Origin of the sequence: Hymenobacter gummosus (genome assembly GCF_003970915.1) — a bacterium.
Classification (GTDB): domain Bacteria; phylum Bacteroidota; class Bacteroidia; order Cytophagales; family Hymenobacteraceae; genus Solirubrum; species Solirubrum gummosum.
The window spans coordinates 213252-230862 of record NZ_RXOF01000007.1; the positions used below are offsets into that span (position 1 = coordinate 213252).

11 protein-coding genes are annotated in these 17611 nt (G+C 67.2%); 3 read left to right on the plus strand and 8 right to left on the minus strand.

Going from position 1 to position 17611, the window contains the following annotated elements:
- Positions 1-176: 176 nt before the first annotated feature.
- From EJV47_RS14215 to EJV47_RS14245, 7 genes are all read right to left on the minus strand, one after another.
- Positions 177-1151 carry a bestrophin family protein gene (locus EJV47_RS14215; protein WP_126693821.1) on the minus strand — a complete coding sequence of 325 codons (975 nt, stop codon included), beginning with the start codon at positions 1149-1151 and terminating at the stop codon, positions 177-179.
- Between the two features lie 124 nt (positions 1152-1275).
- Positions 1276-1632, minus strand: coding sequence for a hypothetical protein (locus tag EJV47_RS14220; protein WP_126693822.1), 357 nt, complete (start codon positions 1630-1632; stop codon positions 1276-1278).
- Between the two features lie 63 nt (positions 1633-1695).
- Positions 1696-3528 (minus strand): MutS-related protein, encoded by a 1833-nt coding sequence (locus tag EJV47_RS14225; protein ID WP_126693823.1) that lies wholly within the window; start codon positions 3526-3528, stop codon positions 1696-1698.
- A gap of 16 nt (positions 3529-3544) precedes the next feature.
- Positions 3545-4717 (minus strand): hypothetical protein, encoded by a 1173-nt coding sequence (locus EJV47_RS14230; RefSeq protein WP_126693824.1) that lies wholly within the window; start codon positions 4715-4717, stop codon positions 3545-3547.
- 257 nt (positions 4718-4974) lie between these two features.
- Complete coding sequence (locus tag EJV47_RS14235; RefSeq protein ID WP_126693825.1) at positions 4975-6531, minus strand: FAD-dependent oxidoreductase; 1557 nt, start codon at positions 6529-6531, stop codon at positions 4975-4977.
- A 98-nt stretch (positions 6532-6629) separates the two neighbouring features.
- Positions 6630-10925, minus strand: a complete 4296-nt coding sequence (locus EJV47_RS14240; RefSeq protein ID WP_126693826.1) for a PAS domain-containing sensor histidine kinase — start codon at positions 10923-10925, stop codon at positions 6630-6632.
- 386 nt (positions 10926-11311) lie between these two features.
- Complete coding sequence (locus EJV47_RS14245; RefSeq protein WP_126693827.1) at positions 11312-14356, minus strand: chemotaxis protein CheB; 3045 nt, start codon at positions 14354-14356, stop codon at positions 11312-11314.
- Positions 14357-14651: 295 nt separating this feature from the next.
- Between EJV47_RS14245 and EJV47_RS14250 the strand changes: the two genes are divergently transcribed.
- Both EJV47_RS14250 and EJV47_RS14255 read left to right on the plus strand, forming a co-directional pair.
- Positions 14652-15701 carry a chemotaxis protein CheB gene (locus EJV47_RS14250; protein ID WP_207895891.1) on the plus strand — a complete coding sequence of 350 codons (1050 nt, stop codon included), beginning with the start codon at positions 14652-14654 and terminating at the stop codon, positions 15699-15701.
- Between the two features lie 275 nt (positions 15702-15976).
- The gene (locus tag EJV47_RS14255) at positions 15977-16189 is read left to right on the plus strand and encodes a KGG domain-containing protein (RefSeq protein WP_126693829.1); all 213 of its coding nucleotides are present in this window, start codon (positions 15977-15979) and stop codon (positions 16187-16189) included.
- Between the two features lie 80 nt (positions 16190-16269).
- Here EJV47_RS14255 and EJV47_RS14260 read toward each other — a convergent pair whose 3' ends face one another.
- On the minus strand, positions 16270-16920 hold the full coding sequence (locus EJV47_RS14260) for a response regulator (RefSeq protein WP_126693830.1): 651 nt from the start codon (positions 16918-16920) through the stop codon (positions 16270-16272).
- Positions 16921-17208: 288 nt separating this feature from the next.
- Here EJV47_RS14260 and EJV47_RS14265 point away from each other — a divergent pair, with 288 nt between their 5' ends.
- A complete protein-coding gene (locus EJV47_RS14265; protein WP_126693831.1) occupies positions 17209-17553 on the plus strand; it encodes a hypothetical protein in 345 nt (114 codons plus the stop codon).
- Positions 17554-17611: the final 58 nt, after the last annotated feature.

Genomic DNA, 17611 nt, shown 5'->3' on the forward strand with positions numbered 1-17611 from the left:
GCCCGCAGCATCAGCACTGTTTTGCCGACAGCCGGCTGCGCGGCCCCTAGCGGACGGGCTCGAGCACGTTGCCGGACTCGGCAATGGCGGCGGGCAGTGCCGGTTGTTTCACGATGAGGTTAAACCTGATCCGGCATTATCACCCATCTACCCGCAAGCCAGGCTGACCGCAGCCGCTAAAACAGGATATCCTTCACCGGGGCCACTTTCTCGGGCAGCTCGGTTTCGCCCAGCATCTCGCGCAGGTCGATTTCGATGGTGCGGCAGATGGCCGTCATCGGCACGTCGTTCATCTGGTTCTCGAAGGGATTCTCGCTGGTGTGCCCCACCACTTCGATGGTGTTGAACACCCAGCTCGTCAGTACCGAAAAGGGCACCGTGAGCCAGACCATGTGCGGGCCGAGCTGGTCGAACTCGCGCAACAGGCCCAGGGGCAGCATCAGGGCAAACAGGCACACGAACAGGAAGCTGTAGAAGGCGTACTGCCGGGGGAAGGGTGTGTTCTTGATTCGCTCGCAGCCGCCCTGCAAGTCGAACAGGCGCTCCAGGGTGCGCATCATGGTCACGTGTTGGAAGTCGTTGAGCAGGCCGCGCTCCTCGCGCAGGATGCGCAGCTCCGCCGCCTGCTTGCGCAGCAGGTGGGCCGGCGGATTGGCCCGCTGCCGCATAAAGTCCGACTCCTCGGGCGCCAGAAAAGGTGCCACGTCGGTATCCCAGTACTGCTCGCGCTGCAGGCGCAGCTGCAGCCGCAGGGCGTTGCACCAGGCAATGTGGCGGTAAATCAGGCGGCGGTGGCGGGCCGTCAGCTCCGGGGCCGTGGCCGAGGGCATTGTCTCGGTCAGGTCCGGGGCATCCACGCGGGAGGTAATGAATTCCAGGGCCTGAATGGCCCAGGTGCGACTGGTGTTGACGATGCCACCCCAGATCTGCCGGCCTTCCCAGAACCGGTCGTAGGAGCCGTTGTTCTTGAAGCCGATGTAGAAGGCCACGGCCGTGCCCAGCGTGGCCACGGGCTGCCAGGGAATAGACAAGTGGGTGAAGCCGCTGGCGTAAAACCAGCAGATGCACAAGTTGTAGAGCATCAGGATAAGCACGCTGCGCCAGGCACTGCGCCAGATGATGCTCCACCGAAGATTTTGTCGGACGTACATGGCAGGAAGCGGGAAAGCACGCGGCCGGGCGCGGCTCCCGGGCGGCAAGCGCCTTGTACGCAAAAACGCCCGGAGCGGCGGCTCCGGGCGTGGCCAATACTCAGCTCGAACTATTATGGGGCCGCTACTGCTTGAAGCCCAGGTTTAGCATCGTCTGCAAATCGGCCGGCAGAACGCTGACTTTCAGCACCACCCCGGTAGTGCAGCTGCAGGCATTGCACACCGAGGGGGCATTCACCGCGGCGGCTTGCAGCTGCTGGGGCGTGATGCCCTGCTGCAGCAGGTAGGCCTTGGCCACGGTTTCGAGCTGCTGGGTGCCGCGGGCCTCGCCCCAGCGGTCGGCGCAGTAGGTCTGGGCGTAGCTGACCTCCACGATTTCGGCCGCGGGCTCGGGCTCCTCGTCGCAGTGGGTGAGGCAGCTGGTGGCCCCGAAAGCGCAGCCGGCCAGCAGCAGAGCGGCAGTGAGTCGTAGTTGTTTCATGGCGGATGGTGAGGTTGATTACATAGCAGATGTCAGATACTTCACCAACGGTTGCAAGCCCGCCTAGTTTTTCTCCAGCTCAATCCCCATGAGTTCCATGAGCTTACTGGCGTTGAACTCGCGGCAGAGACCGGGCGTGAGGCGGTAGTCGAAGCGAATTTCGTCGCCCACGATGTCGCTGTTGAAGCTGTAGTTGGTCACGAAACCGGGCAGCTCCCGGGCCAGGTCGCCCAGCTCCAGATCGTGGGTGCTGACGAGGCCGCTGGCCGGGCGGCGGTGCAGCTGCCGGATGAGGCCGCGGGCGCCGTCGTGCCGGTCGCGGGAGTTGGTGCCCTTCAGGATTTCGTCGAGCAGGAAAAACACCGGCTGGCCGGCTTCGGTCAGGTCCAGCAGCTGGCGCAGGCGCTTCAGCTCGGCGTAGAACGAGGACGTGCTTTCGGCCAGGTTGTCCTGGGTGCGCATGGCCGTGAACAGCAGCATGGGCCCGATGCGCAGCCGGGCGGCGCACACCGGGCCGCCGGCCAGGGCCAGCACGCCGTTGATGCCCACCGTGCGCAGGAAGGTGGTCTTGCCCGACATGTTGGAGCCCGTCACCAGCCCGGTGCGGCCGGGGCCGGTGGTGGCAAAGTCGTTGGCCACGCGGCCGGGGCTGAAGATGAGCGGGTGGGCCAGCTCCGCGGCTTCGTAGGTCAGCGGCTCTTCCACCAACGCCGGCACGGCCCAGCCGGGGTTGGCGTATTGGGTAGCGGCGAGGCTGGTCAGGGCTTCGGTTTCGGCCACGGCCTCCAGCCAGGGCTCCAGCCGCCCGCCAAGCTGCCCTTTCCACCGCTCCAGGCGCCACATCCAGAAAAAGTCCCACATCAGCAGGTTGTTGGCGAAGAAGCCGGCCAGGGTGCTCCAGCGCAGGGAGAAATTCTGGGCAATGCGCGCCAGCCGCCCCACGTAGGCCGACGCCGGGGCGCCGTGGGCCAGCAGCACCGCGCGCAGCGCCGCCAGCCGCGGAGCCGTGCACGCCCGCGCTTCGAGGTGGCGCAGCTGGTCGCGGTAGGCGCGCAGCACGTCGTACATGTCCATGCAGCGCTCAAACACCGTGTCGCGCTGCTGGCGGAAGCGGTGGTTCAGCCCGTACATGAGGAGCAGGGGCACCGCGGGCAGCCAGCCCGATTCGCCGTCGAGCCAGAGCACCGTGCCGACGATGCCCAGCGGGGGCAGCACCGCCAGCAAGGCCAGCAGCCAGCCGCGGCCCTGGTAGAAATCGGGCTCGTGCATCCAGGCCAGGAAAGGCCGCGGGTCGTCCGACTGCTTGGGAAAGTGCCGGGCCCGGGCCTGCCAGTTTTGGCGCCAGGCCACGTCGGGGGCCAGCTCGGCCACGGCCTGCTGCCGGGCCTGCACCTCGGCCGGCGCGGCGGGGGCCTGCAGCCAGCCGGCCAGCTGGTCTTGCCCCAGGCGGGAGGTAGTGCGGCTCAGCAGCTGAAACAGGGAGTGCGGCCCGAACACGTCGAGGTCGGCGGTGTAGGGATGCTGCGGGTCGGCGTAGCGCTGGCCGGCATCGAAGCCCGCGAGCTTGCCGGCCAGGCGGTCCAGCTCCTCCTGGTTGATGCGGCGCAGCAGCTGGCGCTGGCGCAGCTCGTAGCCCACGCGCCCGTGCCAGCGCATTATGAGCATAAATACCGCGTAGCCCCCGAGCAGGCAGCCGACGCCGGCCAGGTTCAGGCTATGGCGAAACAGCCACCAGCTGCCCCCGGCCACCAGCAGCACCACGGCCAGCCGCAGCCAGGCTATGGCGCTGTGGCGGCCGGCAAAGTGCCGCTCCTCGGCGGCGTAGGTGGTCAGGTTATCGGTGAAGACTTCCGCCGGCGACACGGCCAGCGGGCGGATGGAATTGGCAACGGGCATGGGGCAAAGAAAGCAGCTAGCGGCCGGAGACGACCGGCCGGGCCAGCCGCCGCAAGGGACTCCCGGGTTCCAGGTAGGGCTGCAGCTCGGCCAGGGTGAGCGTGGGCGTGAAGGCCCCGTTCCAGTTTTTGAACATGAAGTGCGACATGCCCTCGTACTCCACCTGGTACGTCAGGGCCACGGCGTCTGCCAGCAGCATGAGGTCGGCTGCCGCGGCTTTGTCCAGCGTAACGTGCTGCTGGCGCAGCCCTGCCAGGTCCTCGTCCATAAGTCCGTTGCTGAAGTCCCGGACATTGGTTTTCAGGTACTCGCGGATCTGGCGCTGCAAGGAACTGTCGCAGGCGGCCACGAACCGGCTCATCAGCTCCGGGCGGATTTCGTCGGGGAGGCTGAGGCCGCGGCCGGTGCGCAAATCGAGGGTGGCGTACTGCACGCGGCCGGTGACGTTGGCGCCTACCATTTCGTCGTACCAGTTCAGGCTCAGCAGGCCGAAGCCGTTGTAGGTCACGGTGTAGTTGTCGGGGCCGCCGTAGCCGCCCGATTCGCCGCGCTGGTGCTCGGCCCGCACCTGCTGCAGCTCGGCCCGCGTCATGCCGCCCGTCACGTATTCGAGGGTAAACCAGTCGCGCAGCTGCCTGGTCACGGCCGCATCGGGCACCGTCACCACGGGCACTTTATACTCCCCCAGCTCGGTACGGTAGCTGATGCGGGCGGCCTCGAACGGTGCCTCGGCCACCGCCTGGTAGGGGCGCAGGGTCACGGGCAGGCTGCGGCGGCCCTTGGCGTCGCGCCAGGAGCCCTGCAGGGTGCCGTCGGCGGCGGGCTGGAGCGTGAACGAGCCGGTGGCCGGAGCCTTGGCGCCCGCGGCGGCCGTTTCTGATTCGCGCAGCAGCCAGGCGCCCGTGGCCGTGCGGCGGCCGCGCAGCTGCAGCTCCCCGCCGCGGCGCAGGTAGTAGTAGCTGCCCGCCCAGGCGGTGTCGCCGGGCAGGGCGCGCAGGCGCAGCCACACGGCGTACTCGCCGACGGTACCGGCGTAGAGCTGCGGCGCGGTGGGTGGAGCAGGTGCGGCAAGGCCCCGGCCGCTCAGGGCCAGCAGTAGTACCAGAGCCGCCCAAAAGCCTCTCCTCTGCTGGAAACAGCAAAGGATGGAGTCGAAGAGCGGTACACTCAACAAATGCAGTAAAAACACGACAGTAAGGGCAAAGCAGACATAAAGTTACTCCTCTCCTGCGTGCACCGGGCTTGCGCTGTTCACACAGGCCCGAAAACCCAGCGCGTCAGTGGCCACTGACGCGCTGGAAGAAAAATCTGAAAGTGTCAACGCTCACTGACGCGCTGAGAAAAAAAATTAGGAACGTCAGCGGTTGCTGACGTTCCAGGAAAAAAAGTCTAGCGCGTCAGCAGCTGTCAGCTGGCTCCGCTTGCCTCGGTAATAGCGCAGCCCGATTACTCCGTTTTCGCCAGGCCGCGGTCGGCGGGGCCGTTTACCAGCTCGCCGTAGGCCGTGAAGCGGGAGCCGTGGCAGGGACAGTCCCAGCTTTTCTCGCCGTCGTTCCAGTGCACCACGCAGCCCAGGTGCGGGCAGATGGCCGAGCACTCGTGCGTCTTGCCGGTGGGGTCGCGGTACACCGCTACTTTGCTCAGGCCGCGGCGCAGCACCGCGCCGGTACCGGGCTCAATGGCGTCGGCGCTGCTCACGTCGCCGCCGGTCAGCAGGTCGGTGTATTCGGCGGCCACGTTCAGGTTTTCCTTCACGAACTCCAGCACCGACGAGGGGTGCGCCGTCACGCGGCCGGGGTCGTAGAGCCGGGCCCAGGGGTTGTCGCGGCCCAGGATGAGGTCCGTCACCAGCATGGCCCCGAGCGTGCTATGCGTCATGCCGTGGCCCGAGTCGCCGGTGATGATGAAGATGTTGTCGGCGTCGAGCGGGTTGCGGCCGGCGTAGCCCAGCGAATCGACGGGCTCCATGACCTGGCCCGACCAGCGGTACTCCAGTTGCTGCGCGGCGGGGAAATTGTCGCGCGTCCACTCTTCCAGGCAGCGAAACCGCTCCTCGTAGTTTGATTCCTGCCCGGTTTTGTGGTCCTCGCCGCCCACGATGAGCAGGTCGTAGGCGTCGCCGCTGGGGGCGGGCTCGTGCACCTGCTGCAGGCGGATGTAGTGGTAGGGGTCGGGCGTATCCCAGTACAGGGCCTTGCTCACCGCGCCTTTCGGCACGCGGAAGGCCAGGGCGTAGGTGCGGTACGGGGCCTGCTTGGTGTGCATCACCACCCGGTCGTTGAAGGGCGTGTTGGTGGCCACCACGATGTGGCGGGCCTGCACCTCGTGGCCGCTGTCCGTCACCACGCGGGTGTGGCTGCCGCTGTGCACTTCCTTGGCGCGGGTGTGGGTAAAGATGCGCCCGCCACCGCGCACAATGGCCGCGGCCAGCCCCCCGGCGTAGCGCACCGGGTGAAACTGCCCCTGGTTCGGAAAGCGCAGGCAGGGCCCCGCGTGAAAGCCCTTGGTGGGCGAGTCGGGCAGGCGCTCCACCTCCGTGAGGCCGGCGCGGTGGGCGGCCTGCAGCTCGTCGTCCAGCTCCTGCGGGTCACCGTCTTTGGGCAGAAACAGGTAGCCGTCGAGCCGCTCGAAGTCGCACTGGATATTCTCCGCCTCGGCAATGGCCTCAATCCGGTCGATGGCAGCGCCGTGGCTCTGGGCCGCCAGCCGGGCGCCGTCCTTGCCGAACAGCTTTTCCAGGTGGTAGTACCGGTCGTCGAGGGCGTTGGAGAGGTGGGCGGTGGTGCGGCCCGTTTCGCCCGACAGGATTTCGCCGTCTTCGAGCACCACCACGCGCCGGCCTTCGCGCGTGAGCAGGTAGGCCGTGGTCAGCCCCGCCAGCCCGGCCCCGATGACGACCACGTCGGCTTCGGTGTTTTCGGTGAGGGCGGCAAAGCCGGGGCGCTCGGCCGTAGCCAGCCAGGAAGTGTTGTGGGCGCCGGAAGTTTGGTCGGGAGTCTGCATAGGGCCGCGTCGGGAAGGTTGGTGAACGGCTTTTGCTTACGCCCCGCGGCCCGCCAGGATATAGCCGAGCTTGCCGCCTGCCCCCGGCAGCCCCGCCCCTACCCGCCCGGCCCGGCCGCCGCACCGGCCGCCGTTTCGGGCCCCAGCGGCAGCTCAATGCTGATGGTGGTGCCCAGCCCGGGCATGGAGCGGATGGTGAGCTGCCCGGCCAGCAGCCCCACGCGGTTGCGGATGCCGGCCAGCCCGATGCCGCTGCGCTTGCGGGTAGCCGTTTCCACGTCGAAGCCGGAGCCGTCGTCTTCCACGCTCACGTGCAGGGCGTGCGCGTCCTGCTGCTCCACGTAGATAAACGCCTCGCGGGCCTGGGCGTGCTTGATGACGTTGTTGAGCAGCTCCTGCACGATGCGGTACACGGCCGTTTCGAGCAGGCGCGGCAGCGCGCTGGGCAGCTCGCCCACGTTCAGGTGCACGGCCAGGTTTTGCTTCGGAATGCGCTTGCACAGCTCCTCCAAAGCGGTTTTCAGGCCGAAATCCTCCAGGATGTTGGGCGTCAGCTCGAAGGAAATGGTGCGTGTGGATTTGATGGCCTCGTTGAGCAGGCCCAGGGCCGCCATGCGGTGCGTCTCGTCGACGGGCTGGTTGTAGAGGTGGAGCTTGGCCGCGTACAGCAGCTGGCCCACGCCGTTGTGCAGGGCCTCGGCAATGCGCTTCCGCTCGTCTTCCTGGGTGTGCATGATGGCGCTGAGCACTTCCTTCTCGCGCTGCAGCCGGGCCTGGGTGGCTTCCTCCATCAGGCGGTTGCGCTCGGTCACGTCGCGAATCACGCCTAATACCCCGGCCACCTCGCCCTGGGCGTTGCGCAGGGGTACAAAGGCCGCGTCGAACACGCCCTCCCGGCGGCTGAAGGGGACGTTGTAGTAGGTCTGCGACTCCCCGGCCAGGGCGCGGCCCATAATGTCGCGGTTGCGCGGAATGGCCACCAGGGGCAGCGCCTCGAAAATGGGCTTGCCATACACGTCCTGGCGCTCCACCAGCAGGTACTGCTCCATCAGGTAGTTCCACTCCGTCACGCGCAGCTCCGCGTCGAAGGCCATGATACCCTCCTGAATGTTGGATACCAGCCCCTGCAGAAAGGTCGCGTCGGCGGCCAGCTTGGCGTTGGCGCGGTGCGTCTCGGTCACGTCGATGCCGAAGATGATGCCGCACTGCTTTTCCTCGTCGAAGAAGCCGTAGTTCTGGAAGTAGGTCTGCTCGGCGGCGCGGTAGGCCGGCTCGCTCAGAAACCGGACTTCTTCGCCCTGCAGCAGCCGCTCGAGGTGGTCGGCAATCTGCGGCTGCACCTCAAACACGTTGGCGCCCACGATGGCATTGTCGGTCAGGCCCAGGCCGCGCAGCCCGGCCCCCACGACCTGCTCGATGGTGCCGTCCTTGGCCACGCGGGAAAGCACCACCGGAATGGTGCTCAGGATGTGGTCGAGCAGGCGGTTTTTGGCGCTAAGCTCCTCCTGGGCCTGGCGGCGCTCGGTCACGTCGCGCACGAGGCCGGCCAGGCGCTGGGGTTTGCCGGCCTCGTCGTACTGCACCTGCCCGCTGGCGGCCACGTGGCGCACCGTGCCGTCGGGCCACACGATGCGGTGCTGCAGCTCGAAGGGCAACCCGTCGCGGATGCTGGTGGTCAGCGCCTCGGTTACGGCCTGGGCATCGGCCGGGTGCACGGCCCCGCGGATGACGTCGAAGCTCCGGCGGCGGTCCTCGTAGGGGCGGCCGAAAATGGCCTGGGTCCGCTCGTCCCAGTACAGCTCGTCGCCCTCGAAGCTCCACTCAAACACGCCGGTGTGCGTCGAGAGCAGGGCCAGGCGCAGGCGCTCCTCGCTTTCGCGCAGGCGCAGGTTGGCCCGCCGAAATTCGGTGATGTCGCGCACCACGCCGGCCACGCGGGCGGGCTGGCCGCGCTCGTCGTAGAGGGCCTGCCCGCTGACGCGCACGTAGCGCAGCTCGGCCGCGGGCGGGCGCAGCAGCCGCAGGTGCAGCGAGAAGGCCAGGTGATTTTGCAGGCTCAGCTCCAGCTGCTCGGCCAGGCCGGGCACGTCGTCGGGGTGGAGCAGGGCGCTGAGCGCATCGATGTGGTAGCGGCCGGCGCCGGCCAGGCCAAAGATTTCGGCGGTACGGGCATCGAGCTCCACCTCATCGGCCTGGGGCTCCCAGAGGCCCACGCCCATGTTGGCCGCGCCCAGGGCCGTGCGCAGCTGCTCCTCGCTTTCGCGCAGGCGCTGCTCGGCCAGGTGGCTGTGGGTCACGTCGCGCAGCACGCCGCTCATGCGCACGGGCTGGCCCGCCTCGTCGCGCATGAGCTGCCCGTTGGCGCACACGTAGCGCAGGGTGCCGTCGGGGTGCTGCACGCGCACTTCCACGTCGAGGGGGGCGTCGCCGGCGGCGGCGCCCTGCAGGGCGGTGGCGGCCAGCTCCCGGTCGGGCGGGTACACCACGGCCATCAGCTCCTCGAAGCGCAGCTCGGCGCCTTCCGGGGGCAGGCCAAACATGCGCCGGGCCCGCTCGTCGACGTAGAACAGCTGGGTGTCGAAGTTCCAGATGCCGATGCCCATGTCGGCGGCCCGGATGGCGGTTTTCAGGCGGGCTTCGCTTTCCTGCAGGCGCAGGGCGGCCTGCTTTTTATCGGTTACGTCGCGCAGCACGCCGCTCATGCTCAGGGCCTGGCCGTCGGCGTCGTAGCGCACCTGCCCGCTCGATACCACGTAGCGCACCGAGCCGTCGGGCCACACCACGCGCTGGTCCATGTCGACGGGCAGGTGCTCGGCCACGGAGCGTTGCAGGGAGGCTTCCACCCGCGCCCGGTCGTCGGGGTGCAGCAGCTGGCGCACGTCGGGGAAGGTGAGCGGGGGCCCTTCGGCGGGCAGGCCGAACATAGGCCGGGCGCGCGAATCCAGAAACACCTCGTCGGTGACGAAATTCCACTGGGCCACGCCCATGTCGGCCGCATCGAGGGCGGTGCGCAGGCGGGTTTCGCTTTCCTGCACGAGCTGCTCGGCGCGGCGGCGCTCGGTCACGTCGCGCCAGCAGACGTGGGTGAGCAGGGGCTGGCCGGGCAGGTCGATGGGCGTGAGCACGGCCTCAATCCAGATTTCCTCGCCCGAAAAGCGGTGCATGAGCGCCTCGCAGCGCAGGGAGCCTTCGCGCCGGGCGGTTTCCACGTTCTGGGCAAACCACTCGCGGGTGCGCTTGCCGTTGGGCTGCACCTCGGGGGTACACACGTCGGCGGGCTGGCCGATGAGCTGCGCCGGCCGCTCGGCCCCGATGAGGCGCAGGGCGGCCGCGTTGGCGTCGACGTAGCGGCCGTCCTGCTGCAGCAGCATGCCGTCGGAGCTTTGCTCAAACACGGTGCGGAAGCGCTGCTCACTTTCGCGCAGGCGCTGGTCGAGGCGCTTCTGCTCGGTGATGTCGCGCCAGACGGCGTGCAGCAGCACCTCCTCGCGCACGCGCACCAGCGTCAGCACGATTTCCTGCCACATTTCCTCGCCCGTGAAGCGGTGCCGCCGCCACTCGAAGCGGTGGGAGCCGCGCAGCCGGGCCGCCTCCACGTTGCGGAGCAGGTGCTGGGCCGAGAGCGTGCCGTCGGGCTGGCGCTCGGGCGTGAGCAGCAGGGCCGGCTGGCCTACCAGCTGCTCGCGCCGCTCGGCCCCGAGCATGGCCAGGGCGGCGCGGTTGCAGTCGATGATGGTGTAGTCGCGCAGGAGCACGGCCGCGTCGGCGGTTTCTTCGAACAGCGTGCGAAATTTCTGCTCGCTGGCGGACAGGGCCTCGCTGGCGCGGCGGCGGGCGGTGTCGTCGGTGAGGGCGAGGCGGCAGCGGGCCTCGCCCATCTCGTGGTGCAGGCGCACGCCTTCCAGCAGGGCAAAAAACTCGCTGCCGTCGGGGCGCTGCATTTCCAGCTCGCAGGTTTGCCGCTCGGTGGTGGTCAGCACCCGCTGCAGAAAGGCGTAGAAGTGGCTGCGCTCCTCGCCCGCGGGCACAAACTGCGCAAACCGCTTGCCCAGCACGTGCCCGCGGGGCGTACCCAGCAATTGGCCGCCGCGCAGGTTGAGCTGCTGCACGATGCCTTGCGCGTCGAGGGTGCAGTAGCCCACCGGGGCAAACTCGAACAGGTCGACGTAGTTCTGGTAGAACGTCTCGCGCTCCACCTGCACGCTGAGCAGCTCCTCGTACTGCATTTCCAGCTCAATCTGGTGCACCTGCAGCTCCTGCACCAGCCGGCGCACGTCGGCGGGCGTGAGGTTGTCGATGCTGGCCGTTACCAGGCCGCGGCGCTGCTCGGCTTTGGTGCGCAGCTCAGCCATGCGGCGCCGCGCCGCATCGTGTTCGTCCGGGGTCTGCTCCATAGCATCAGGCGGGTCGGGAGAGGATGGGCGGGATGGACGTGCGGCGGCGCCTCCCGGTGTTAAAGGTATAGTACGCGGGATGGAATGGCCAGGGAAATAACGCGGGCATCGGCTTGAGCTTAGTGGTCAGGGGAGTAGATGAGTGAATACCAAAGCCCCTCATCCTTCATCTGGCGTACGGCGTAGCCGAAGGAAGGCGAAGCCAAGGACCTTCCTCGCACCCCGCACCGCCGCCGATACCAACGAGCAGACGCTAATCGGCTGAAACGGTAAAGCGCAGCCATCGACGTTAGGGCGTTGGTGGCTGCGCTTTCTAGTTGGTACGGGGTTAGAGGAAGGTCCTTCCTTCGTCAGGATGACGGGCTTTTGTATTTCCTCCTTCTCCCCTACTCGCCAATCTGGCTGACGCCCAGCAGCAGCTGGCCCGTCTGGGCGCCGCCGTTGGTGATGTGGCGGCCGTAGAGCTGCAGGTGGCGCCGGCCCAGGCCGGGGAAGTGCGTTTCCACCACCAGATCATCGAAGCCCTCCCCCGTGTCGATGGTGCGGGCAATGGCCTGCTGCAGGCCGGGCAGGCGCCAGGCCCCGCGGCTGAGCTGGTCGAGCTGCTGGCCGCGGGCCTGGTCGGCGTCCACCTGAAACGCCTGGGTGAAGGGGCGGTTCACCGTCAGCACCCGGCCCTGGGCGTCGAACACCAGCAGCGGCTCGCGCAGGTTCTCGATGATGCTTTCGGCAAAGGCGGTGCTGGCCTGCAGCTGCTGCTCCAGGTTCTTGAGGGCGGTGATGTCGATGAAGGTAATGACGGCCCCGCTGATGTAGTTATCGAGGGTGCGGTAGGGCAGAATGCGCATGGCAAACCACTCACCGCTGTGGGTCTGGATGCTGGTTTCGATGCTCACCAGCCGCTCCAGCACCTGGCGCACGTCCTCCACCAGCCGCTCGTAGCGCAGGTTGGAGGCGAAGTGGGTAATGGGCCGGCCCAAATCGGTGGGCAGCAGGTTGATGATGCGCGACACCGACGGCGTGAAGCGCTTGATGGCCATGTCGTTGTCGAGGAAGATGGTGGCAATGGCGGTGGCATCAAGCAGGTTCTTCATGTCGTTGGCCGCCTGGCTCAGCTCCTCGGTCTTGTTGAGGTACTGCACGTTCAGGGTCATCAGCTCCTCGTTCAGGCTCTGCATTTCCTCCTTGTTGGTCATGGCCTCCTCGTTGGTGCTCTGCAGCTCCTCGTTGGCCGACTGCAGCTCCTCGTTGGTGCTTTTCAGCTCTTCCAGCGACGATTCCATTTCCTCCACGGTGGTTTGCAGGCGGTGCTTGGTGTACTGCAGCTCCTTTTCCAGGGCCAGCACCACCGAGTCGCGGGTGAGGCTTTCCTGGGCCTGGGCCTGCCGCCGCTGCCGCTTGCTGGTGGGCATGTCCTCGAACACGACCAGCAGCAGCCCGGCCAGGGCCTCGGGCGCGTCGAGGTACTTCACCGTGAGGCGCACCAGCTGGTAGCCGCCCTCGGTGCGCAGCTTCACGTTTTCCACCAGCACGTCTTCGTGCTGCAGGTGGGCGCGGTGCACGGCCCCGCTCAGCTCGAAGCCCATTTCCTCGCGGGCCATGTCGAACACGTTCATGGCGCCCAGGCCGGGGGCGGGCTCCAGGTAGCGCCCGGTGCGCCCGTTCACGAACAGGATTTCGCCCTTGCTGTTGATGACCACCGCCGGCGGGGCAAAGGTGCGCAGCAGCATCTTCTGGATGAGGGTGACGAACTGGCCTTCTTTGCGCGGAGACGGGTTCATAGCGGGTGGGGCAATGGCGGGCACCGCGGCAGCCTGCCGCGACAGGGAAAACGGGAAGTTAGAAATACGGGCCAAAGAGTACGGCACGTCGTTGCGCCGCGAGATTTTCCACTTCACGTCCAGGGGCGTAAACAGCGTCTGGAAGCCCGTCATGTTTTCCGAGGGGCCCAGAAACAGCAGCCCGTCGGGGTTGAGGGCGTAGTGGAACACGGGCAGCAGGTTGCGCTGCAGCTCGCTCGAGAGGTAAATCAGCAGGTTGCGGCACACCAGCAAATCCAGCTTGATGAAGGGCGCGTCCTTGTTGATGTTGTGCAGGGCAAAGACCACCACGTCGCGCACTTCCTTGCGAATCTGGTAGCCGCCCTCCACCGCAGTGAAAAAGCGCTTGAGCCGCTCCCCGCTCACGTCGGCCTCGATGTTGGCCGGGTAAAAGCCGGCGCGGGCGTGGTCGATGCCGTCGGCGTTGATGTCGGTGGCAAAAATCTGCAGCTTCAGGTACTTGGTGGGCAGCTGGTCGAGGCACTCCTGCAGGGTCATGGCCAGGGTATAGGCCTCCTCGCCGGTGGAGCAGCCCGGCGCCCAGATGCGCACCACCGAGTCCACGGGCTTGGCGCGCAGGATGGGCAGCAGGTAGTTTTTCAGCGCGTCGAAGGCCTCGGCGTCGCGGAAAAACTTGGTGACGCCGATGAGCAGCTCCTTGAACAGCAGCTCTACCTCGTGGGGGTTTTCCTGCAGAAAGCGCACGTACTGGGCAAAGTCGCGAATCTGGTGGGCGTTCATGCGCCGGTCGATGCGCCGGAACACGGTGTTGCGCTTGTAGAGGGAGAAGTCGTGCCCGGTCTGGGTGCGGATGAGCAGGAAGATTTTCTGCAGGGCGTTGGTGGGCTTGGCGTCGCCCGGCTGCAGGGCGCCGTTGGGGCGCTCCAGCACCGGCTGCTGCATGTACTCCAGCAGCCGGGCCGGCAACTCCTCGGGCGGCAGCACGTAGTCGACAAACTCGGTGGCCACGGCGGCGCGGGGCATGGAGTCGTACTCGGCCGTTTCGGGGTCCTGGACCATAATCATCCCGAAGTTTTCCATCACCATCTTCAGGCCCAGGGCCCCGTCGGAGCCCATGCCGGAGAGGATGATGGCCACGGCCCGCTCGCGCGCGTCCTTGGCCAGGCTCTGCAGGAAAAAGTCGATGGGCAGGCGGTGGCCCGGCGCCTGGGTGGGCGGCACGAGCAGCAGCACGTTGTTGAGCAGGCTCAGGTCCTTGTCGGGCGGCAGCACGTACACCGTGTTGGGCCGCAGCTTCATGCCGTCCTCGATTTCGTAGACCAGCATATTGGTGAACTGCTGCAGCACCTCGGGCAGGTGGCTGCGCTGGTCGTGCACCAGGTGCAGCACCACCACGTAGGCCAGCCCTGAGGTGGCCGGCAGGTTCTGAAAAAACCGCTCCAGCGCCTCGATGGAGCCCGCCGAGCCGCCCAGCGCCACCACTGCAAACCGCTCGGCCGGGTCGGCAGGCGGGCGCACCACCACGGCCGGCCCGGTGTCGGCGTCCTCGTCGTCGGTGATGAGCGAATCGGCGGGGGCGGGCAGCAGGCGGCCGTCGGGCACGACGGGCGCGGGCGCATCAGAGTTCGGGGCGGTGTTGGGAGTACTCATGGAGGCAGCAGCCGCCCTGGTAGCGGGGCGGCGTAAAATCAACTACACGGACAAAGGCGTCCGGCGCCGGGGGCCGGGCATTGTTCCAAATGTAGCTCGTTGGCGGGTAGCGCGGGCCGGCCGGACCGGTTCTGCCCCGCTCTGGTGGCCGCAGCGCGGGGCCGGGCGCAAGTTTCCGCGCCCCATTCCGGCCACTTTTCCCCGCCTGCGTATAGCCGGAGTAGCCGCACTGTTCCTTCTGCGTCCGGCGGGCTCGTCTGCCGGCTTTTCCCCGTTCCGCTCTTTTTTTCTGCTCGTGGACGAACACCTCAACCTTATCGTCATTGGCACCTCGGCGGGCGGCATGCCGGCCCTCCTGCAGCTGGTAGCCCAGCTGCCGGCCACGCTGCCCGCAGCCGTGCTCGTGGTACAGCACCTGTCCGTCGACAGCTCCGGCGAGTTTCTGGTGGAGCGCCTGGCCCAGCACACCGAGCTGCAGTGCCGCCTGGCCATGCACCAGGAGCCCATTCGCCTGGGCCACCTCTACCTGGCCCCGCCCGACCGCCACCTGCTGGTGAAGGGCCTGCGCCTGCTCGTCACCAAGGGCCCGCACGAAAACCACTACCGCCCCGCCGCCGACGCGCTGTTTCGCTCGGCCGCCGCCTCGCACGGCTCGCACGTGGTGGGCGTGGTGCTCACCGGCATGCTGCACGACGGCACGGCCGGGCTGGAGTTCATCAAGCGCGCCGGGGGCACCACCGTGGTGCAGGACCCCACGGAGGCCGAGTTTCCGAGCATGCCCGAAAGCGCCCTGCGCAACGTCGACATCGATTACACGGTGCCCCTGAGCCGCATGGGGCCGCTGCTGCAGCAGCTGGCGCGGGAGGCCGGCGCGGCCGCCGCTCCCATCCCCGATGATATCATTCTGGAAGCCTCAATTGCTGAACGCGTGGTGGGAACCGTCGAAGAAGTCAACCAGCTCGGGCACCAGGTGCCCCTGACCTGCCCCGAGTGCGGCGGCAGCCTCTGGGAAATGGAGCACGGCCACGTGCACCGCTACCGCTGCCACACCGGCCACACCTTCACGGCCGATGCGCTGATGGCCGCCACCCAGCACCAGCTGGAGGAAAGCATGTGGGTGGCCCTGCGCATGCTGGAGGAGCGCAAAAACCTGCTGGCCGGCATGGCCCGCCGCCACGAGACGGGCAACATGCGCCTGCAGGAGGAGCGCGTGGAGGAGCTGAAGACCCACATCGACCGGCTGCGGCAGTTTCTGCTCAACGGCACCGCGGGCGGCCCCCGTGCCCACGTGCGCAATACCACCGCCCAGGACGGCCCCACCGAGCAGAACAACGGCCTGCAGTAAGGCTGGAGCGCAGAAAGCGTCCGTCATCCTGAGCAAAGCGCAGGATGACCGACAATTGGTACTGCAAGTACCCGTGGAACCTGCCCCGCTACGGCCGCCCCCCCGCGTGGTCGAGCCGCCAAAAGCACGTACGGACCGCGTCCGCATTAAGTACCAAAAAAGGCCATACAAGCTCTACGGCGGGCTTTTTTGGCCGTTTTTGCTTGTCCAGCCGGCCCGGCGAGGCGTAAGAAGACCAGTTTCTTTTCTCACCCACAACCAAACTTTCCCAGGTCATGGCAAGCAATCAGAATCAGCGCGGCGGCAGCTCGGAGCAGCACTCGCAGGCCGGCAAGAAAGGCGCCGAAGCCAAGAACAGCCAGAGCGGTAACCAAGGCGGCAGCAGCAACCGGGGCTTCGCCGGCATGGACGAAGAAGAGCAGCGCCGCATTGCCTCCAAGGGCGGTAAAGCCTCGCACGGCGGGGGCAACCAGGGCGGCAGCCGCTGAGCCCACTGCCCGCCCCGAACGCACGAAGCCCTGGCCGGCTGGCCGGGGCTTTTGTGTGGGGTGGGCCGCCCACGGCCGGGCTACTGCAGCAGGCCGGTTTCCATGGCGTACTTGATGAGGGCGGCCGTGTTCTTGGCCTGGGTTTTCTCGATGATGTTCTGCCGGTGCGTCTCGATGGTGCGCTTGCTGGTGAAGAGCTTGTCGGCTATTTCGGCGTTGGTAAGGCCCTCGGCAATGAGCTTGAGCACCTCGGTTTCGCGGTTCGAGAGGTCGGAGGGCTTTTTCACGCCGGGGCCGGCGGGCGCGGGCGGGGCCTGCACCAGCTTCTGCAGCAGGGCCAGCCCCACTTCGGTGCACAGGAAGGGCCGCCCCGCCCCCACCGTGCGGATGGCGTGCACGATTTCCTCCTTGCTGGCATTCTTGAGCACGTAGCCCAGCGCCCCGGCTTCCAGCACCTGGTGCACGTACTTCTCGTGGTCGAGCATGCTCAGGATGAGGATGCGCACCTCCGGAAACTGCTGGCGCAGCAGCGGCACCGTGTCGAAGCCCGACAGCTCGGGCATGTTCAAATCCATCAGCACCACGTCGGTGGGCGTGTCTACGAGCATGTCCAGCAGCTCGCGGCCGTTGCGCGCCTGCCCCACCACCTGCAAATCGGCCACGTCGGCCAGCAGGGCCTGCATACCGTCGCGGATAATGGTGTGGTCATCGACGAGCAGAAGACGGATCATGGCGGTAAGGGAAAAAGGTGGGACGGCCGGTTGCCAGCAGTAACGTCAAAACAAGCAGTCCGGGGCGTAATAGTTAACCTCAGGGCCGTTTTTTCAGCACTAAACCGGAGGCCCCGGGGCTAATCGGCTGACGTCGTCAGTATTTATACGTAGCCATTAAATGAGGATTAACGCGCAGTGCCGTGCGAAACTCAGGAGGTAACTTTGGTACTGAAGCTACCGCCTTACCACCCTGGTAGTCAGTCCTTTTATAGCCGCGCCGTTTTCCTCCACTCTTGCTCCGAAAACATGCTTGGATTCTACTCCTACCGCCAGCCCACGGCGCACCTGCTACAGCTCGACCTCAACGGCCCCGACCCGGTGCAGCAGGCCCGCCGCCTGGTGCAGAACGCCGCCGGCACCCGGCCCGGCCCCCTGTGCCTGCTCATCGACTGCCGGCAGCTGCAGTGCCTGCGCACCCACGGCCTGGGCCACTTCGCCTCCCAGCTGCTGCTGATTCGGCTGCTGGGCGTGGGGCTGCTGCTCCACCATGTGGCCCCGCCCCTGGCGCGCCGGCTGCGCCTGCTCCGCCTCGATACCGTGCTGGAGCTGGCGCGCCCCGCCGACGGGCAGCAGCCGGCCGCGGCGGCCTAGTTGCCCCACGGGATTAGTACGGATACGGCCCAGTTTAAGCCCCGCGCCTCATCCGTAA

Excerpts from the sequence above, each read along its gene's own strand:
- EJV47_RS14215 (WP_126693821.1), bottom strand. The coding sequence starts at position 1,151 with ATGTACGTCCGACAAAATCTTCGGTGGAGCATCATCTGGCGCAGTGCC.
- EJV47_RS14220 (WP_126693822.1), bottom strand. The coding sequence starts at position 1,632 with ATGAAACAACTACGACTCACTGCCGCTCTGCTGCTGGCCGGCTGCGCT.
- EJV47_RS14225 (WP_126693823.1), bottom strand. The coding sequence starts at position 3,528 with ATGCCCGTTGCCAATTCCATCCGCCCGCTGGCCGTGTCGCCGGCGGAA.
- EJV47_RS14235 (WP_126693825.1), bottom strand. The coding sequence starts at position 6,531 with ATGCAGACTCCCGACCAAACTTCCGGCGCCCACAACACTTCCTGGCTG.
- EJV47_RS14240 (WP_126693826.1), bottom strand. The coding sequence starts at position 10,925 with ATGGAGCAGACCCCGGACGAACACGATGCGGCGCGGCGCCGCATGGCT.
- EJV47_RS14245 (WP_126693827.1), bottom strand. The coding sequence starts at position 14,356 with ATGAGTACTCCCAACACCGCCCCGAACTCTGATGCGCCCGCGCCCGTC.
- EJV47_RS14255 (WP_126693829.1), top strand. The coding sequence starts at position 15,977 with ATGGCAAGCAATCAGAATCAGCGCGGCGGCAGCTCGGAGCAGCACTCG.
- EJV47_RS14260 (WP_126693830.1), bottom strand. The coding sequence starts at position 16,920 with ATGATCCGTCTTCTGCTCGTCGATGACCACACCATTATCCGCGACGGT.
- EJV47_RS14265 (WP_126693831.1), top strand. The coding sequence starts at position 17,209 with ATGCTTGGATTCTACTCCTACCGCCAGCCCACGGCGCACCTGCTACAG.